The sequence below is a fragment of the Granulicella sp. S190 genome, assembly GCF_009766095.1.
Lineage (GTDB): Bacteria > Acidobacteriota > Terriglobia > Terriglobales > Acidobacteriaceae > Edaphobacter.
In genome coordinates, this window is the sequence record NZ_LMUD01000016.1 from 208,036 (window position 1) to 226,612 (window position 18,577).

Here is an 18,577-nt window from a genome sequence, read left to right on the forward strand (position 1 = left end):
CTATCGATGGGTCTGAAGTTTCATGTTGAGGACCGAGTTGAGATCGGAGAGGGTTTGCATCTTGCGCTTTTCTTCGTCGATGTCCTGAATGGTGACGATGCCTCCAGAGACCTTGCCGTCGTCATCGAAGACCGGGACGGCGGTGATGCTGATCCACGTGCTGGTTCCATCGCTGTGATGGCAGAGGTGCTCCCTGGGTCCGGTGCTCTGCCCACTGAGGATGGCGTCGGCGAGTGGATACCCACTCTCTCCGTAGGCTGGGTTGCCATGAGCATAGGAGTCCGGCGGGCGGCAGTAGTCATCGATGAGCGAGGAGGGAACGATGACGCTGCGGAGGATGTACTCGGCCCGGGGGTTGCTCATGACGACGTTGCCGTTGGGAGCTTCTATGATGACCAAGCCGACGGGGACAGCATCGAAGACGGCCTGGAGGCGAGCTTCGCTGCGGCGGAGGGCCTCCTCTGCCCGCTTACGGTCGTCGATATCCTCGACGTTGCCATACCAGCGAATGACCTTTCCTTGCGCGTCGATGCGTGGGGTGGCGCGTGATCTCATCCAGCGCCAGACGCCATCCCGGCGCAGGATGCGGTACTCCGAGTCATAGAACCTTCCGGTTCGAACGGAACGGGTCCACCTATGGATTGCGGCGGGGAGATCGTCGGGATGAACGATCTTCGGCCAGCCTCCATGGATCATCTCGTGCTTTGAGATTCCTGTGATCTCTTCACATCGCGCGCTGACGTCGAGGATGGTGCCGTGGTGGTCGGCTGTCCAAGGGACCTGAGGGTTGAGCTCGACGGTGTGACGGAAGTGGTCCTCGCTCTCGATGAGGGCTTGCTCAGCCTGCTTGCGACGGGTGATATCGACGACGGAGACCGAGATACCGATGACCTCGTCGACCTCGTCGCATGCAGGGTGGAAGGAGATGAGATGAGTGCGTTTGTCGTTGAGAGGATTGGGGTCTGGATAGCAGATTTCGAGGTCGGTGCTGGCAATGCCTTTGAGGGCGCGCAAGAGGTAAGGCTGGCAGAGCGGGAAGACCGCGGGCATGACCTCAGAGATGTAGCGGCCGAGGTGAGCGGCGACGGGAATGTGGTGCATCTCGGCGAGGCGCTTGTTGACGCTGACGTAGCGGAGGTTGCAGTCGACGAAGCAGAGGCCGACGGGGACACCGTCATATATGGCGTTGAGTTGAGCGAGGCGTTGGGTGGGGAGCGCTTCGAGACGCAGTGGGAGGGTGGAGCTGGCAGCAGGCGATCGGGGCTCCGACGGCGGCTGGGGCGACGGATCGAGCCTGGTGGCGAGAACCTCGGGGAGTTGCTCTGGCGGGACGGCGCGGCCGTAGAGCCAGCCTTGACCGAGATCGCAGCCGAGCCAGAGGAGCATGTCGGCTATGGATTGGTTTTCGACGCCCTCTGCGACCGTGGTGAGGCTGAGACTGTTGCCCAGACCGACGATGGCGGCGGCGATTTTGCGGCTCTCGCGGGTGTGGCTCATGGAGCGGACGAAGCTGGCGTCGATTTTGAGCTCGTCGAAGGGGAGCGACTGGAGGTGACGGAGGCTGGAGTAGCCGGTGCCGAAGTCGTCGAGGGCGAGGCGGGAGCCTTGCTCTTTGAGCTCGGTGGCGATGCGGTAGGCATGCTCCGTGTTGCTGACGAGGGCACTTTCGGTGATCTCGAGGATGAGACGGCTTAGGGGAAAGCAGGCCTGCTCGGCGGCGACGCGGATGTGTTTTGGAAGGGAGAAGTCAGTGAGCTGGGTGAGGGAGATGTTGACTGAGAGGGTGAGGTGGCAGGGGATGTTTTTTGCAGCGGCGAAGACGGCGCGAAGGAGGTTGCCGGTGAGCTGGCCGTTGAGTCCGGTCTCTTCGGCTAAGGGGATGAACTCGTTGGGAGGGATGAGACCGCGGAGGGGATGCTGCCAGCGGGCGAGAACCTCGAAACCACTGAGCAGGCCGGTGCGCAGTTCAACCAGAGGTTGAAAGTATGGAATGATTTCGTTCTGGTCGAGCGCTCTGCGCAGATCGTTCGCTTCTTCCGCAGCCATGGCAACGAAGATACTACGGAGGGAAGACATGTCCTACATAGAATTTGACAGGTAGGCGGAGATAAATAGGGGGCTTGGTTTTTAGAAGGTCATGCCGGTTCGAGGGTGAGGGCAAGAAGTTATTTTCCGGATTTCACGCTAACTAATCGATTAGTTGATCGTCTCTTCGATAGTAGTTTTCTGGCTTCTGATTCTAAGGAGGCCGGGACATTGAGAGGATATGCCGCCAAAGAAGTCCATCACGTTGACAGAGGCTGAGTTACGGCTGATGAAGATACTGTGGGTGCGCGGCGAGTCAGCAGTGGGCGAGCTGGTGGCGGCGATGCCGGAGGGTTCTGCACTGGCTTATAACTCTGTGCTGACGACGATCAGGATTCTGGAGCAGAAGGGCTATGTCGAGCATCGGCAGGAGGGCAGGGCATTTCTTTATAGCCCTTGCGTTGCCGAGCAGGAGGCAAGCCGGTCCGAGATTCGACATATGATGCAACGGTTTTTCGGCAACTCACGGGAGAGGCTATTGCTCTCGTTGCTGGGCGACGATGAGGTGACGGCAGAGGAGTTGCAGCGATTGAAAGAGGCGATTGCAGCAGCCGAAGACGACCGAGCAGGAGATGAACTGTGATGGATCTGAGCCTGCTGCATGGCGTTGAAGGACTGTCGCGAGTAGCGGCGGGAGCGGTGGTGTCGGGTTTGTGGCAGGGACTGGTGCTGGCGGCTGCGGTGGGGGTGTGTCTGCGGCTGGTTCCGAAGACGACGGCGGCGATTCGGTTTGCGGTGTGGACGGTGGTGTTTGCAGTGTTGGCGTTCATGCCGCTGTGGCATGGATACGGGATTCCTGCGAGTGGGGCCCCTGGGCATCGCGCCCTGGTGCTGGTGGATGTGCGATGGAGCTTTGCGGTTGCGGCGCTGTGGCTGATGGCGTCGATAGTGCGCGGGGTGAGGCTGGCGAGGAGCGCGGTCGAACTGCATGGGATCTGGAGGCGCGCGACGCCGATTGATGCGCATGCAGGTTGCGAGATTGCGTTGGCTGCGGCAGGCTGGCGTGAGGTCACGATTTGCACGTCAGCGGATGTGGACCGGCCCAGCGTGATTGGATTTTTTTCGCCACGGATTTTGATTCCGCAGGAGATGTTGGAGACGCTCTCTGCGGTGGAGTTGGAACAGATTGTTCTGCATGAGATGGGGCATCTGCGTCGTGGCGATGACTGGATGAATCTGTTGCAGAAGATCAGCCTGGTGCTGGTGCCGTTGAATCCTGCGCTGCTATGGATCGAGCGACGGCTGTGTTTTGAGCGGGAGCTGGCGTGTGACGATGCGGTGCTTCGCTTGACGAAGGCTCCGAAGGCCTACGCGATCTGCCTGACGAGCCTGGCAGAGCAGCGGCTTGGGCGGAGAGTGGCTGCGCTTTCGCTGGGTGCATGGGAGAGGCGATCGGAGCTCGCGCGGCGGGTGCATAGCATTTTGCGCCGCAGCGAAGGTATGGGTCGAGGGCAGGCTCGGGTGGTGATGGGTGTGCTGGTGCTCGGGCTGGTGGGCGGAGCGACGGAGTTGGCGCGTTGCCCACAGATGATTTCGTTCTCTGGCGGTGCGCCTCCTTCGCGTGTCGAGGCGCAGAGTTTCGCTACGACGAGTGCAGAGTATCAGGCGGTTGCGTTTAATCCTTCTTCTGTCGATGGCACTGCAGGGATTCCGCATGAGACTTTGTTGAAGGCGTCCATGCCCTCGAGAACAGATGATCTGGTTAGCCGGTCTGTGAAGACGAGTGCAGCTAAGAGACATCGTTCGGTGCAGGGAGCTACGCTGATGCGCACGAAGCAGAGTCGTGCGGCGATGCAACAGGCGCAACCGATGCAGAGGTGGGTGGTGCTGACCTCGTTTGAGGAGTCAGCGACGCCAAGGATGGTGCTCACGGTTTCGAGTGAGCGTGGATTTTCTTCTTCGTATGCAGCCGTGCCTACCGAGGGCGGCTGGCTGGTCATTCAACTTTAAACAAGCTGTATCAACCGTTGCTGAGGATCGATCATGTCGTTTGAAACTAATAAATTAGTAGGTAAGGCGGGGCGGATTGCCGTTCCTGCAGGCGTTGCCGCGGCTGTAGTGCTGGCGACTGGAATGTTTGTTCATCACAATGGCGTGCATGCGGCGATGATCTCGTCGCCTATCTCTTCGCCTGCGCCGATGGATGACAACAGCGTTTCGTCTTTGGTGGCTTTGGATAATGCGGTGGAGGCGGTTGCGGCGCGGGTTACGCCTGCTGTGGTGAACGTCGCGGTGACTTCACGTGGGTCAGCCGAGCAACAAGCTGGCGAGGAGGAAGATAGCCAGGGGCAAGGGCAGCAGGGGCAGGGATTGCCGCCGGGACTGCAGCAGTTCTTCGGACAGCTTCCTCCGGGGATGATGCAGCAGCAGCGTCCGCAGCAGCCGCAGCTGGAGCATGGGATCGGCAGTGGCATCATCATCTCGCCTGATGGTTACATCGTGACGAACAACCACGTGGTGGATGGCGCGGTGGAGATGCGCGTGACCCTGCATGATCGTCGCGTGCTGAAGGCGAAGCTGGTGGGACGTGATCCACTGACTGACCTAGCGGTGATCAAGGTGGATGCGCATGATCTGCCGAGCATCGCGTGGGGCGATTCGACAAAGCTGAAGCCAGGACAGACGGTGCTGGCGTTCGGCAGTCCGTTCGGATACTTTCAGTTTTCGGTGACGCGCGGAATTGTGAGCGCGGTGGATCGGCAGAATCCTTATCGCGATGATGCGCGGAAGCCGGGGGGATATATTCAGACCGATGCTGCGATCAATCCAGGCAACTCGGGTGGTCCGCTGGTGAATGCGCGTGGTGAGCTGGTGGGCATCAATACATTCATCATCTCGAACGGCGGCTCGTTTGCGGGCGCGGGATTTGCGATTCCTTCGCAGATTGTGCGGACGACGGCGGAGCAGTTGATCAAGACCGGTGCCGTGCATCACGGCTATCTCGGCATCAGCATGAACGATGTGACACCCGAGAATGCGAGCTTCTTCAATCTGAAAGAGGCGACAGGCGCGATTGTGACGCAGGTTACGCCTGACTCTCCTGCGGCGCGTTCCGGGCTGAAAAATGGCGACGTGATCGATGAGCTGAATGGGCAGAAGGTGATCAACGGAGGGGCGCTGCAGGTTGCGGTGAGCGAGGATACTCCGGGGACTTCGATTGCTTTGGGGATTATTCGCAATGGCTCTGCGCAGACGTTGAACGTGAAGGTCGGGGAGTACCACAAGGACAGCGAGGTAGCGAGCGGAGGCGATGATGCCAGCCCGCAGAAGGGGAAGCTCGGGCTGGCAGTCGCTGAGTTGACACCTGATGTACGGCAGCAGTTACATATTCCTTCGGAGGTGCAGGGGGTTGCGATTCGCAGCGTTCGCCCGGGAAGCCCGGCAGATGATGCGAGCCTTGCTCCGGGGGATGTGATCCTTGAAGTGGACCGTCATCCGGTGACTTCGGCGGAGCAGTTTGTGAGTGCCGCCCATGCGAACACAGCAGGGAAGGATCTGCTGTTGCTGGTGTGGTCGCAGGGAGGAGCCAGCTATCGCGTGGTTCATGATGATGCGGGGAACCAGAGCGGCATGTAAAGGCTAAGTTTTGCCGGGCCGTCGCGGAGCTTTGCGGCGGCCCATTTTTTATTTGCCGGGACTACGTGCTTGCAGCTCTCAGGATGTGTTCTGCGCCGTGGTAGATGTTGAAGTGATTGTCGCGCAGGAAGCCGATGAGGGTGATGTCGAAGTCTTTCGCGACCTGTACAGCGAGGCTGGAGGGTGCTCCGACGGAGGCGACCAGAGAGACTCCGCCCATAAGCGCTTTCTGCAGGAGCTCAAAGCTGGCGCGGCCTGAGAGCAGAAGCAGCGTGTCGCGGAGGGGAGTGAGGTCGGCGAGAAACTGTGCTCCGAGAAGCTTGTCGACGGCATTGTGGCGGCCAACGTCTTCGCGGACGGCCAGGAGGTTTCCTGTGGCGTGGAAGAGCGCCGCGCCGTGAATTCCGCCTGTGAGGCTGAAGAGATGTTGGGCTTCGCGCAGGCGATGTGGTAGCTGATAGAGAATTGTCGAGTCGATGCGAAAGGTATTTTTTCGGCGCGGAGGACAGACGGTCTGGAGTGCCAGCAAAGAGGCCTTCCCGCAGATGCCGCAGCTCGAGGTGGTGTAGAAGTTGCGCTCCAGATTAGCGAGACTGACGACGACGTGGGGCGCGAGATCAACACGTACTATATTTTTTCCGGGCTGATAGGGGAGCGCGGATTGTGACAGGGCAGAGTCTCGCGGGATCTCTCCGATGCTGCCTGCGGCGTAGGCGATCCGGTCGATGTCGTTGGGGTCGCTGACGACGCCTTCGGTCATGAGGAAGCCGGCGGCCAGGTCGAAGTCGTGGCCGGGGGTGCGCATGGTGACGGAGATGGACTTTAGCGATCTCGCATGAGAGGGGCCGTGGGCGAGCTGAATCTCGAGAGGCTCTTCGACGGCTACGGTGTCGTGGGCGAAGCGCGAGTTCAGGCCTGTGATCTTCTCAATCGAGAGGTCGAGCGTGGCTCGATCTGTTTCTTGATCTGGCTGAGTGGGGATGGCGGGTTTCTGACTCTTCATGAGCGTGCAGTGCCTCTGGAGAAGGATAGCGCTACGCAGCGGCGAGCCTGATGTAGCGAATTGGATTCTTCACTGGCGTCGAGGACGGGCGGCTATTACGGTCGGTCTCGAATTCCGGGACGATCAATCGCGACAGCATGAACGATTGGGCGATCTGGTCTGTGGTTGAACAGTCATCGAAGCAAATCGGGATCGAGCACTTCGGAGCCCATGACCTCCGTCGAACCTGCGCGAACCGCATGGCGGCCTCGCTGCTTCCGGTCGTCAATAGCCGAGAGCACCGCTCCCTTGACAAAGAAAAACGTGTTTGCTAATTTACTCGCAAAGAGTGCGTGCGTTCGAGTACACAGAGATTAGCGCGGCATTACTGAAGTTGCATCACCTCATTTCCTCATGAACTTCTCCCGCGGGTTTTGTTAGCTAGAACGTTTTGTTAGCTAGAACAACAAGGTGATGTTATGACCCCAAGCGATAAGTGTTCTTTTCATGGTGTGTAGAACGTTCCTTAATTTGCAGCCTCGCCATTAACTAGCCCCACTCTTGTTGGCTCGAATATTAGAAATCCATTGGCCGTCGCTATCGCGACAAGTAGCGGATTTGTCTTTCTGCCGCCTGTTCCGTGCACGACGAACGACTTACCCGAGGTGTGTCTCTTCGACATTCGTCCATCGGTAAGCGGACATTCAGCTGACTCAAGAGACGCCACGTTAGACGGCAACGCGCTGCGTAGATACCGGAGATGTGAAGTGGAAATCTGAGAATCCTTTTGAGGAGAACGAGCAATGAACGAGTACGGGAATAGTTCTTTTCCACTAACCGTTGCACAGCGCGGTCTCTGGATCACACAGAAGATAACGTCGGGCGCCATATTGAACATCGCCGAGGCGGTCGAGATCTGTGGCCCCATCAAGCCGGAGCTCTTCCGATTGGCACTTCAACAAGTGGTGGCAGAGGCGGAACAGCTGCGAGTGTGTGTGGTCGAGCAGGATGGCAAGCCCCAGCAACTTCTGCGGCCAGACTACCCGGGCGACTTCCCATATGTTGACATGAGTGGGGAAGCCGATCCGCGAGCTGCAATCCAGGCCTGGATGTCACATGAAGTGACCCAGCCGGTAGATCTGCGAAGAGATCCTCTGTGGGTGTCTACGACTGGAGGGCAACGTCGATACCGAGCGGGTCAGGCTGGCGCTTGGACGAGTGCAACGAAAGCATCCTGCATTGCGCACACTCATCCGTGAGGAGCGAGATGGCCTGTACTACGAAGAGGATTGTGCGCCAGAGGTTCCGCTGCGAATCCTTCCACGGATAGAGGAGGATGACTTCCGGCGTGAGAGCCAGTTTGAGCTGACAACCGTATTCCCATTTGATCAACCGCAACTTCGTGCGGTGTTGCTGCAATCGGAGCGGGAGAGCGACCTTCTGCTGGTGACCTCGCACCGTATTTGCGATGGCATGAGCATGCTTACCGTTGTCAAAGAGGTACTGGGCGCTCTTCACAACGATGAGGAGTTGATTCCGTACCGGCCGATCACAAACAAGACATGATCGGCGATTACCGGCCTCCGCAGCCGTGGAAGCGCAGTTTGAAGGCGATGCTTGTGAATGGACTCACGCGCCTCATTCCACATTCGCGTCGCGCCCCTGAGAACAGAGAAGGCTGCCTGGAATGGGCCACAGACCGAGCATTGTCGGATACGCTAAAGCAGCGGTGCAAGGCGGAAGGAGTCTCGATCCATGCGGCGCTGGTAGTGGCACTCGACCGTGCTCTGTTGAAAGTATTGGGGGAACAAAAAGCGCCTGCTTTGATCGAAAGCCCAATGGACGCACGACGAGGGCGCCTCACCGCCTTAAAAAGCGACATGATCTTCTTCGGGGGCGGTAGCCTCAAAATACCTTCGGGACAGGAACGGACGTTGGGTTTCTGGGCACGGACTCGCGAGATGCACGAACAAATCCGCAGAGATATCGAGAGGGAGATGGTCAATATACCCGGCCGATACCACTTCTTTGAGATGCTTCGGCCATTACCTGCCGCGCAGATTCAGTCGATGGTACGTCTGGGAGACAGGCTCAAGATCAACGGCAGCTGGAACCGTTTCGCGCTCTCTAATCTGGGCAATGTTGTGGTCAGCGATAGCGATGCCCCGTTTCGGGTTAAGGATCTGCGCATCTACGTGCATTCCTTCAACATCAGATTGCTCGGACTGGTCGCTTATGCGTTGAACGGCGAAATGCGCTTCTATCTTGTAAGCGACGAGAAGTGTCTCAGCTCTAAGCAGGCTGAAGCTCTAAAGCATGAGTTTATGTCCCTGCTCCGAGAGCAACTTATTTCGGTGGAGTAGGAGATTAGCGTAGCTCATCTTGTTTTCGAGCCATCAGCTGGATGAGTCCAATCCCAGGACGGCGAAGTCACCACTTTGGTTATACGCAGCAGCGTTCCGTAGTCCTTTGTCTATCGACATTCTCCGAAACGCACTAGAGACAGACTTTGCCTGAGGAGGGCTCATGATTCGGGTACGCAATCTTACGAAGACTTTCAAGTCACTCACCGCAGTGAAAGGAATTTCATTCGATGTGGAGCAGGGGGAGATATTTGCCTTTCTGGGACCGAATGGCGCAGGCAAGACGACCACCATCAAAATGTTGACGACGATGCTTCGTCCGACCAGCGGCACGATCCAGTTGGATGGAATAGATACCGTCCTCCGGCAGATGGCGGCGAGAAAGAAGTTCGGAGTCGTGTTTCAGGATCCCAGCCTCGACGAACAGCAAACTGCATACGAAAACATGGAGTTGCATGGGGTTCTCTATGGCATGACAAAGAAACTTCGAGCCGAGCGAATCGAGAAGCTACTCCGCCTCTTCGAACTGTGGGAGAGGCGTAAGGATTTTGTTAAGCAGTTCTCCGGCGGTATGAAGCGTCGACTCGAGATTGCCCGTGGATTGCTCCACATGCCGAAGATCTTCTTTCTCGACGAACCCACACTGGGTCTCGATCCGCAGAGCCGAAGCCAGCTTTGGGCCCACGTGAAGTATTTGAATGAGACGGAGAACACCACGATCTTCCTGACCACACATTACATGGACGAGGCCGAGCGGGTTGCGCACAGGATTGCGATCATGGATCACGGAGAGTTGATAGCACAAGGCACGGCATCCTCTTTGAAAGGAAGGACGGACACCGATTCATTGGAAGATGCATTTCTGGCGCTTACCGGGACATCCGTTCGCGATGGAAGCGCAAGCTCCACAGAGCAGGTTCGAGAAATTGCACGGATGATAGGGAGTAGCCGATGAACGTGATTTACATTCTATGGCTGCGCGAAGTCAAACGCTACGTGCGATCGCGCGTACAGATTATCTTCTCGCTGGCACAACCGACATTTTACTTATTAGCTTTCGGTCTCGGCTTCGGCCCTGTCTTCGAAAAGGCCGGCGAAGGAAGTTATCTGCAGTTCCTGGCGCCAGGTATTGTGGGTATGACCGTGCTTCTTAGCTCGATGTTTTCCGGGATCGCCGTATTATGGGATCGCCAATTTGGATTCCTCAAGGAGACCCTGGTTGCGCCGGTACCTCGAATCTATCTCATGATAGGTCGTACTCTCGGTGGCGCAACGATAGGCATGATCCAAGGAGCATTGATTCTTCTGGTATGTCTTATCGCGGGGTTCCGGCCGCAGCACTGGGTCAACCTGGTATCTGCATTCAGCTTTGTCACCATGATCGCCATCCCTTTCGCGGCGCTTGGAATGACGCTAGGTTCGATGATTCAAAGCATGGAGGGTCTTAACCTCGCTTCAAACTTCCTCCGTGATGCCCATGTTCTTTCTGTCCGGCGCTCTTTATCCATTGAGCAATCTGTCCAGGGTCCTCAGTATGATCACGCACATCGATCCGCTCTCTTACGGCGTGGATGGTCTGCGGGGAGCACTGGTAGGTGTCTGGCACTTCAACTACTTTCTGGACAGCATTCTGTTATGTACTCTGGCGGCAATATTTCTTATGACAGGCGCCTATTTCTTCTCGCAAATCGAAGTTTGAAACTTCTCCAACGGTTCGCGATCAGACTTCCTAACTAAGCTGTCGCATTAAGCGGGTTACTCGAAACGTAGCGCTTCCACTGCGTTCACTCTTGCGGCACGTGCCGCGGGCACCGCTGAAGCAATTACGGCCGCAATCAGAATGACCACAGCGGAACCGACAAACGCGAACGGGCCCGGCTGATGGATATCCGTTACATACTTGGCGATTGCTCGTGCCAGAGTAAGGCCCACCAGGACGCCCGAGCCCACTCCAATGCTGGCCATGACCACACCCTCTACGAGAACGGTGGAGAGAATGTTGCGAGGTAGAGCGCCGAGGGCCATGCGGATTCCAAACTCCCGCGTACGCCCGCTGACAGAAAAGGCGAGGACGCCTGCCACGCCTACCACAGAGATCAGGAGCGCCACGGCGGCGAATCCGCCAAACACAATCGCGTTGAGCCGGTCGGGCGACAGCACCTCAGCGCGAACGTCGCCGAGGGTGCTGGCCTTCTCCACGGGTTGATCTGCCGATATCCCGCGAATGGTTTGTGTGATGGCGGGGACGAGCGCGTAAGCATCCTGATGTGCGCGCACGAACAGGCGGCCGTTCCATCCTTGCTCTTGTTCGCTCGGCTCATAGATCGTCATGGCCGGTGACGGGATGATATTTTCATCGTCGAAGTCGGGTACGACGGCAATGATTCGCCTTGGTTCGGTGCTGATGCCGACAAATTTCATCACCCCGTCCGTCCACTGCAGGGTATGGTTCACCGCGCCCTGCCCTGGGTAAAGCATCTTTGCCAGGCTCTGAGTGATGATGACCACACGCTCGGAACCATCATCGTCGCCCTCGTTGAAGTCGCGGCCCTCCTGAATTGGCACACCGAACGTGTCGAAGTATCCCGGCGATACCACCCGGAACTTTCCGCGGAAGTCTTGGCCGTCGACCCGTCGGGCGCCTTGCGCGGCAAATTGAAAGCTGATGTTCAGTCCCCGATCATCACGCCAGGGAGCGGTAAAGCCCGAAGACACGTGCTCCACTCCTGGCAGCGCTCCGATCCGACGTTGCACCTCGCGATAGAACTCGTCCACCTGCTGGGGTGTCCGCCCATACGACATCTTCGGAAGATTCAATGCAAGAACATTGGCCGAATCGAACGGCGGTCGCATCTGCTCCAGCACAAACAGAGTCTTCATCAGAACACAGGCTCCGGCGAGCAGCAGAAATGAGGCTGCGATCTGCGTAACAGCAAAGATGCGGAGACGCCGGCTACTCCCACCGGCCACACGTGCTCCACGGCCGGTAAGGCCGCCTTGCGGCGAGTCCGCCGAGGGAAGCCGTGGAATGAATGCGAGGAAGACAGCCGCGATCAACGCGAGCCCGATCCCAAACCATACGAGGCTGAAGTCGAGCGTGAGTTCTTCGGCGCGCACGGAGAAGCGCGATGCATAACGACCCAGCACGGCCACCATCGGGATCGCGAGCGCCACTGCCGCGACGGCCCCGCTCCCGCATAGGATCAGGCTTTCAGCGAGCAGAGAACGACGCAGCACCGAAGCGCTTGCGCCGAGCGCTGAACGTATTGCCAGCTCCGGTTCGCGGCGCACCGTTCTCGCCAGCACCAGATTGGCGACGTTCGAACTCGCAATCACGAAGAGCAGCGCCGAAGCCGCGAATAGTATCCACAAGATCGTGTTGGCGCGCGAGTTGATCTGCGCGTGTATGCGCGTTACGTCGATCTTGTAATGGTCTCCAGGTTTGTACACTTCCGGGTGCGCAGCCACCATGGCGCCGTGTATGCTGCGCAGCTCCGCTCGCGCACTGTCGATACTCGCGCCGGGAGCCAGCCGCCCGAAGACCTCCGTCATGCGATGCTCGCGCCCAGTCACCATGGTGGCAGAGAGGTGATGCGGGCTGGTAACAATATTGGCGATGATCTCCGTTGCGACCGGATAGGGAACGGATGGTTCCAGAACGCCAACCACTGTCGCGGGGCGCGCGCCGCAGCAGCTTTCCAGCCGCACAGACTTTCCAATCACGCTGGGATCGGAGTGCAGCGATGTTCTCCAGAAGTGGTAGGTCAGCACCACAGCTCCGGCGGCGTTCTGTCCGTCATCGGCGGGAGTCAGCAGGCGACCAAGCACCGGGTGTAGACCCATCACCTCGAAGTAGTTTCCATCCACCACGCCCGCTGGGATCTCGCGCGGCGTGCCTAGACCCACGACGGTAAAATCGATCTCTGAAAATGTGCCCAGTTCCTTAATTGACTTCAGGCCGCTGCCGATGTCCTGAATCTCGGGGACCGAAAACGCAGCGTTTTCTTCGCCGATGCCCTGGGCGCTCTGGCGCAGGTAAAGCAACCGATCTTCATCGCGATTTGCGAGCGGACGCAGCAGCACGGCACGCACTACGCTGAAGATTGCGGCGTTGGCTCCAATACCCAATGCCAGCGTGAGGGCGACGGTAATCCACAGCGCAGGAACTCGCGCCAGAGAACGCACGGCAATTTTCAAATCGTGAAAGAACGACATATCAAACCTCCGTTCAAGCGGTTTCGTCTGTTTGCACACAAGCCAGGGTCACGCCAGCGGAAAACATGCTTGCCGCCACGCCAGCCCCGGCGGTGACACTGTTCCTTCTTCCCTTCGTGCCCGCCATCATCGCGCAGTGACTTTTCGCCGTCGCTGCTCGCTCTGCTTGATGATTTCGCTCATGTCCCCCGCAGGCCGAATCTCGAAGCTGTTGCCATACGTCAGCGCCGGATGCTGCGCGATGAGCTGTACAGCATGATTCATATCCCGCGCCTCAAGGACGAGAATGCCGCCGAGTTGTTCCTTGGTTTCCGCATAGGGACCGTCGGTAGTTGCCACTTTGCCGTTTTTCCAATGCAGGGTCAGGGCGGTTTCCGAAGGCTGAAGCGCTTCTCCACCTGCCCAGTGCCCGTTGGCGCGAAGATGGTCGTCGTACTCAAAGCATAGGTCGAACATGGCGTTTCGCTGGTCCTCAGTCATACCATCGAATTTGCCTTTATCGTAGTATCCCAGACAGATGTATTTGATGGTTCCTCCATATTGTGTTGGTAATGCCTGCAAGATTAAAAGCCCCGGCCAGCGGCAGGAAGTTTACAGACTTCCGGCTGGGATTGCGTTTGCGCGCTCGTAATTCACGAAAATGACGCTTTTCGAGGTAACTGCGCTTTCCGTCACCTTGAACGCCGCCGGGACCCTGCCATCGGCAAACAATCGTTTCCCACTGCCCAACGTTATCGGAAATATCTTCAGCCACTTGCCTCAGTCGGGCCTCCAAACCGCGCGCACCTCGACCGGCGCGCGACAGGCGATGGCAGCCTTGCGCGCCCACGCGAGTGCATCATTCAGATTGGCAGCTTCCAGTACCCAGAAACCGCCTATATGCTCCTTGGTCTCCAGGTACGGCCCGTCGGTGATGAGCACCTTGCCATCGGGCTGTGCCCGCAGCGACCTAGCGCTGCTCGCGGGGGAGAGACCGCCAACGAAAACCCTGACACCGGCAGCCTCCATCTCGTCGTTGAGCACGTCGATATCGCGGTGCATCGCTTCATCCTCGAGCGACTCGTCGTAGCCGTCGGGGTGGTGAATCGCAACCAGATACTGCGGCATGATTTCTCCTTTATCCTGTAACGTTGGAGCAGCCCGGTCTGACCTGCCTTGCATCCGTGGATGCAAGAGCGGCTATTTCTTGAAGGTCTGATTCGGCAGCTCAGCCCGCTTCGCTACTTTGTACTGAATCTCCTCTTTGGACAGGATGGGTGCGAAGTCTTCCATCTCAAAGACTTGTCGGATTTCGACTTCGCCTTTGCCGGACCGGTTGCCAAAAGGGGCACGCTTGATCCACTCGATGGCCTCTTCGAGGGACTTGACCTGCCAGAGCCAGAAGCCGGCGACGAGCTCCTTGGCCTCAGTGAAGGGGCCGTCGACAACGGTAATAGAATCGCCGGAGAATTTGACGCGTGCGCCTTTGGAGCTGGGATGGAGGCCATCCATGGCGAGCACGACGCCAGCCTTGATGAGCTCTTCGTTGTACTTGCCCATGTCGGCGAGGAGCTGCGGATCGGGGCGGTGGCCTTCTTTTTCTGACTCTGGGGATGCTTTGACGATGACCATAAATCGCATTGCGATATCTCCTTTGGGTTGAACGATGGTGGGGTGGCTTGTTTTTGGTTTAGCTATTTGTTGGCTAATCGGTGAACTCAGATTGAGCGTCGTTGGATCGCTTCGCCCTGTGGACGGCCGTAGTTGTCGGGAAGTTAATTCGCAAGCAAATATTGCGGCATGATCTCTCCTTTTATCCTGGTTTGATCTTCGGGCGGGCCGGTTCCTCGTCTTCACTACATAGTCGAATGGCCAGACTGGAATTCGACAAAGCGTTCAAGAAATTTTGCGTCTTCTGCGTTTTTTATTTCAACTGCCGAATCCGCTCTTGCAGGAATCGCCGCTCTGGTTCCTGTTGGGTCAGCTCCAGAGCTTTCCCATAAGAGGACCGGGCCTCAGTTGTCCTGCCGAGCCTGCGGTACATCTCTGCACGGGCGGAATGCGCCAGGTAGTAATTTGCCAGTTCGCCATGTGCCAACACCGCGTCGATATGCGCCAGACCGGCTTCAGGGCCATCGCGCATGGCAATGGCCACGGCACGATTGAGACGTACAACCGGCGAAGGCTGAATTTGCAGCAATCGATCATAGAGCGCAACAATCTGCCGCCAGTCAGTCATCGCGACGGATTCCGCCTCCGCATGAACGGCCGCAATCGCAGCCTGCAATGTGTAGGAGCCGAAGCGGTGGGACTTCAGGGCTTTCTCCAGCAATGCCACTCCCTCCGCGATCTGCTCCTGATTCCAGAGGGAACGGACTTGATTCTCCAGCAATATCAGCTCTCCGGTCTGCGATGTTCTCGCGACACGACGGGATTCCTGTAGCAACATCAGGGAGAGCAGCCCAAGAACCTCCGGCTCTGGAAGGAGTTCGCTCACCAACCGACCCAGCCGGATCGCCTCGCCGGTTAGCTCGGCCCGCGTCACCTTCGCCCCCGCCGCAGCAGAGTAGCCCTCGTTAAAGACGAGATAGATCACCTGAAGTACCGCATCCAGTCGCTCTGGCAACTGCTGCGGAGACGGCACCTCGTACCGAATCGATGAGTCTCGAATCTTTGCCTTTGCACGCACAATGCGCTGCGCCAGCGTAGACGGAGTGGTGAGGAAGGCCTTCGCAATCTCCTCGGTCGCCAGCCGGCACACCTCACGCAAGGTGAGCGCAACGCGCGCCTCCAGCGGTAGAGACGGATGACAGCAGGTAAAGATCAGGCGCAGCCGATCATCCTCAATGGTGTCTTCTTCCTCGGACCCTTCCACCGAACTCCCTCGCGCTTCGAGATATCGCACAAGCTCGTCTTGAGACGCATCGAATCGCGCCCTTCGACGCAGAGTATCAATGGCTTTGAATCGAGCTGTTGAAATCAACCACGGTCGCGGGTTATCGGGAACTCCACTCGTCGGCCACACGCTCAGCGCAGCCGCAAAGGCCTCGTGCATGGCCTCTTCGGCGATTTCAAGATCTCCGAGCAGGCGCGCCAACGTAGCAAGAATCCTGCCCGATTCGGACCGGTAAAGCGTCTCTATGATTCTGCTGAGCTCTTCGGGAACATTCTGCGGCATGCAGGTCAAACTAACAAACGAACATACTCCACACAACTATGCCATGCTTACTGCGCCATCTTGAGATCCCTCCCCTGACAATGGATGGGCGGTCCGCGGTAGTTCTCAAAGATGTGGAGCGTGCGTACTTTCTAGCGACTACCGTTCCAACTACACCTCCTGCGTTCGTGTCGTGCTGTCCATCATAGAGCCCGTCCATCGACCGCACCGAATCGTGATGGTCGAAAAATAGAAGTAGTGGAGAGCCATGGATCTCGCTCTCCACGCTCATCAATTGTGTGAGGAAATAGTCAATCGTAAGTCCCTATCCACTCAAGCTACTCCCTCAAAAATAGTTTTCGTGCTCAGCTTTTCGCGGTGCAAATCCGATGATCCTTTCGACACTCTGGAGGGGTCATAGCGAACAACGGGATGCTATTGTAGGATTTCTTCTAGCGGAAAATAACTCAGCCCTGAGTGCCTTGCGATGATGATGCAACTGGCGAACGAAGCAGTTTCCCTTGAGCCGGAGCTCTGCACACACGTCATCATCGATAGGTCAGCAGTATTCGATTCTGAGAACCGTGTTGAGCTTATTCGAAATCTGTGGAGGTGATCGGAAATGAGTGAATGTGCAGCCCAGGTGTTTACCGAGTTCAGTCCTGAAAAGTTCACGTGCCTGCAAGAGAAGGTCGCCGACCAGGGGATCGCGATAGATGGCCATCAAGGGAGTGCGTCGAAGGATGGCATCACTATCGCATGGGATTATGAGGCCGATAGCCAAACGCTTACGATCCAGTGCACAGCTGCGCCTTTCTATTTGAGCTGCGGAACAATTAACGTCACTATTCATAATTGGGTGGACAGTTGTTCATAAGTTTTCTGAGGGTCGGCCAGGTTATATCGATATATACCCCGACACTTCCAGCAGCGAGAAGCTGCCAATTCGTGGCCCAACAACATCGTCGGCCCAAAAGGGAAGCGCGCCAGCTCGAGCTGTTGTCGCTTTAGACGCCAGGCATTGCTGTGATCATGAACGAAGGAAACCTCGCTCAGAGCTACTTGTCCGCCCTTGATTTCCCCACACTGCGTGCTGCTATATAGTAATGAGACATCACAGCTTGATTATGCCGATTGTTAAACCCGGGTCGTGGATCAAACAGATGAGGTCGTCGAATCCGGGGGCTACTGTTCGCTTGTGTTTGTTTCCCTGTGCAGGAGGCAGCGCGAGCAGCTACCAGGAGTGGACTGCGGACGTTCCATCGTTTCTTGACACGTTTGCGATTCAATTGCCTGGGCGGGCCAATCGGTTTTTGGAAGAGCCTCTCAAGACATTAGCGCCTATATGCGAAGCACTCTGCGATGAGTTGGAACAATTCGCCACTATGCCGGTTGCTTTCTTTGGGCATAGTTTGGGCGCATTGATCGCTTTTGAGGTGTGCCGTGAGTTGCGGCGTCGCAGGCAAAGACTGCCTATACACCTTTTTGTTGCTGGTCGGGCTGCGCCTCAGGTCATGGCGAGAACGCGGCCGATTCGTGATCTCCCCGATGCGGAGTTTCTGGTGGAACTGAATCGAATGGGAGGCATTCCGCCGGAGATCCAGGAGAATACGGAACTCATGGAGTTGCTTACGCCGATCCTGAAGGCGGATATCACTCTTCATGAAACGTATTCGCTTGCTCCGGAGACGCGGCTTGCTTGTCCTATTACTGCCTTTGGTGGAGTGAGCGATGCAGATGTGACACTCGATGACGTAAGGGGCTGGCAGGAGCAGACAGAGGCAGGCTTCTTCTTCCGCGAATTTGAAGGTGGGCATTTCTTCGTGAATGCGGAAAGAAAGAAGCTTATCCAGATCATCGCGGCGAGGCTGACTGGTGTTGGGCGCGCCGGTTGTTGATCGATTGAACTGTCGTTCTCCGCGTTGAGCGGCACTCCTGTCTTCCACCTCATCGAGCAAATAACACTTCGCCCGCGACACCGGAACCTTCGGCTACTCTGAGGCTCAATATCTACCAAAACCTCCGGCTGATACAACTAGCGCCGTCGGCTTTTAGAGACAGTCTTATGGTTTGTCCAGGTGCTTAAAACAATCGCTTTGCAGACGATGAGCTTCTGTTCGGTGAACGTACCTCTAAGCATTTTAATTGCAAAAGAGAGTGCTATACTCATCCAACAATGAACGCGAGGAAGCCGCAACTTCCTAAGCTACGCTTAGTGTC

At 57.2% G+C, this 18,577-nt stretch carries 16 protein-coding genes and 1 pseudogene; 10 read left to right on the plus strand and 7 right to left on the minus strand.

What is annotated here, in order from left to right:
• Entirely contained in the window at window positions 1-2,076 is a 2,076-nt protein-coding gene (locus GSQ94_RS10305) for an EAL domain-containing protein (RefSeq protein ID WP_158943711.1), read from the minus strand.
• A gap of 190 nt (window positions 2,077-2,266) precedes the next feature.
• Here GSQ94_RS10305 and GSQ94_RS10310 point away from each other — a divergent pair, with 190 nt between their 5' ends.
• The 3 genes from GSQ94_RS10310 to GSQ94_RS10320 are packed head-to-tail and all read left to right on the plus strand — an operon-like array spanning window position 2,267 to window position 5,661.
• Window positions 2,267-2,668 (plus strand): BlaI/MecI/CopY family transcriptional regulator, encoded by a 402-nt coding sequence (locus tag GSQ94_RS10310; protein ID WP_158943712.1) that lies wholly within the window; start codon window positions 2,267-2,269, stop codon window positions 2,666-2,668.
• The gene (locus GSQ94_RS10315; protein ID WP_158943714.1) at window positions 2,668-4,035 is read left to right on the plus strand and encodes a M56 family metallopeptidase; all 1,368 of its coding nucleotides are present in this window, start codon (window positions 2,668-2,670) and stop codon (window positions 4,033-4,035) included. The genes GSQ94_RS10310 and GSQ94_RS10315 overlap by 1 nt, the downstream gene beginning before the upstream one ends.
• A gap of 33 nt (window positions 4,036-4,068) precedes the next feature.
• Entirely contained in the window at window positions 4,069-5,661 is a 1,593-nt protein-coding gene (locus GSQ94_RS10320) for a Do family serine endopeptidase (RefSeq protein WP_174240914.1), read from the plus strand.
• Between the two features lie 61 nt (window positions 5,662-5,722).
• Here GSQ94_RS10320 and fdhD read toward each other — a convergent pair whose 3' ends face one another.
• Window positions 5,723-6,664, minus strand: coding sequence for a formate dehydrogenase accessory sulfurtransferase FdhD (gene fdhD / locus GSQ94_RS10325; RefSeq protein WP_158943716.1), 942 nt, complete (start codon window positions 6,662-6,664; stop codon window positions 5,723-5,725).
• Window positions 6,665-7,446: 782 nt separating this feature from the next.
• On the opposite strand from fdhD, the gene GSQ94_RS10330 reads away from it, so the two are divergent.
• The 6 genes and pseudogenes from GSQ94_RS10330 to GSQ94_RS21390 all read left to right on the plus strand — a co-directional run bounded on the left by GSQ94_RS10330 (window position 7,447) and on the right by GSQ94_RS21390 (window position 10,705).
• Entirely contained in the window at window positions 7,447-7,902 is a 456-nt protein-coding gene (locus GSQ94_RS10330) for a condensation domain-containing protein (protein ID WP_158943718.1), read from the plus strand.
• Window positions 7,862-8,209, plus strand: a complete 348-nt coding sequence (locus GSQ94_RS10335; RefSeq protein ID WP_254063785.1) for a hypothetical protein — start codon at window positions 7,862-7,864, stop codon at window positions 8,207-8,209. Before GSQ94_RS10330 ends, GSQ94_RS10335 begins: the two co-directional genes overlap by 41 nt.
• A gap of 38 nt (window positions 8,210-8,247) precedes the next feature.
• Window positions 8,248-9,006, plus strand: coding sequence for a hypothetical protein (locus tag GSQ94_RS10340; protein ID WP_158943720.1), 759 nt, complete (start codon window positions 8,248-8,250; stop codon window positions 9,004-9,006).
• 163 nt (window positions 9,007-9,169) lie between these two features.
• Complete coding sequence (locus GSQ94_RS10345) at window positions 9,170-9,961, plus strand: ABC transporter ATP-binding protein (RefSeq protein ID WP_158943722.1); 792 nt, start codon at window positions 9,170-9,172, stop codon at window positions 9,959-9,961.
• A pseudogene (locus tag GSQ94_RS21385) lies at window positions 9,958-10,392 on the plus strand (ABC transporter permease); the annotation flags it as partial. The gene GSQ94_RS10345 and the pseudogene GSQ94_RS21385, both read left to right, overlap by 4 nt.
• Before the next feature lie 91 nt (window positions 10,393-10,483).
• On the plus strand, window positions 10,484-10,705 hold the full coding sequence (locus tag GSQ94_RS21390) for an ABC transporter permease (RefSeq protein WP_254063809.1): 222 nt from the start codon (window positions 10,484-10,486) through the stop codon (window positions 10,703-10,705).
• Between the two features lie 56 nt (window positions 10,706-10,761).
• Here the strand turns inward: GSQ94_RS21390 and GSQ94_RS10355 are convergent, their stop codons facing one another.
• From GSQ94_RS10355 to GSQ94_RS10375, 5 genes are all read right to left on the minus strand, one after another.
• Window positions 10,762-13,221 carry an ADOP family duplicated permease gene (locus tag GSQ94_RS10355; protein ID WP_158943724.1) on the minus strand — a complete coding sequence of 820 codons (2,460 nt, stop codon included), beginning with the start codon at window positions 13,219-13,221 and terminating at the stop codon, window positions 10,762-10,764.
• A 126-nt stretch (window positions 13,222-13,347) separates the two neighbouring features.
• On the minus strand, window positions 13,348-13,782 hold the full coding sequence (locus GSQ94_RS10360) for a YciI family protein (protein WP_254063786.1): 435 nt from the start codon (window positions 13,780-13,782) through the stop codon (window positions 13,348-13,350).
• Window positions 13,783-13,980: 198 nt separating this feature from the next.
• Window positions 13,981-14,328 carry a YciI family protein gene (locus tag GSQ94_RS10365; protein WP_158943726.1) on the minus strand — a complete coding sequence of 116 codons (348 nt, stop codon included), beginning with the start codon at window positions 14,326-14,328 and terminating at the stop codon, window positions 13,981-13,983.
• Window positions 14,329-14,400: 72 nt separating this feature from the next.
• The gene (locus tag GSQ94_RS10370; protein WP_158943728.1) at window positions 14,401-14,841 is read right to left on the minus strand and encodes a YciI family protein; all 441 of its coding nucleotides are present in this window, start codon (window positions 14,839-14,841) and stop codon (window positions 14,401-14,403) included.
• Between the two features lie 283 nt (window positions 14,842-15,124).
• Window positions 15,125-16,378: an RNA polymerase sigma factor gene (locus tag GSQ94_RS10375; RefSeq protein WP_158943730.1), complete on the minus strand. Its 1,254-nt coding sequence runs from the start codon at window positions 16,376-16,378 to the stop codon at window positions 15,125-15,127.
• Between the two features lie 1,142 nt (window positions 16,379-17,520).
• Here GSQ94_RS10375 and GSQ94_RS10380 point away from each other — a divergent pair.
• The gene (locus GSQ94_RS10380) at window positions 17,521-18,255 is read left to right on the plus strand and encodes a thioesterase II family protein (RefSeq protein ID WP_158943732.1); all 735 of its coding nucleotides are present in this window, start codon (window positions 17,521-17,523) and stop codon (window positions 18,253-18,255) included.
• The last annotated feature ends 322 nt before the right edge of the window (window positions 18,256-18,577 follow it).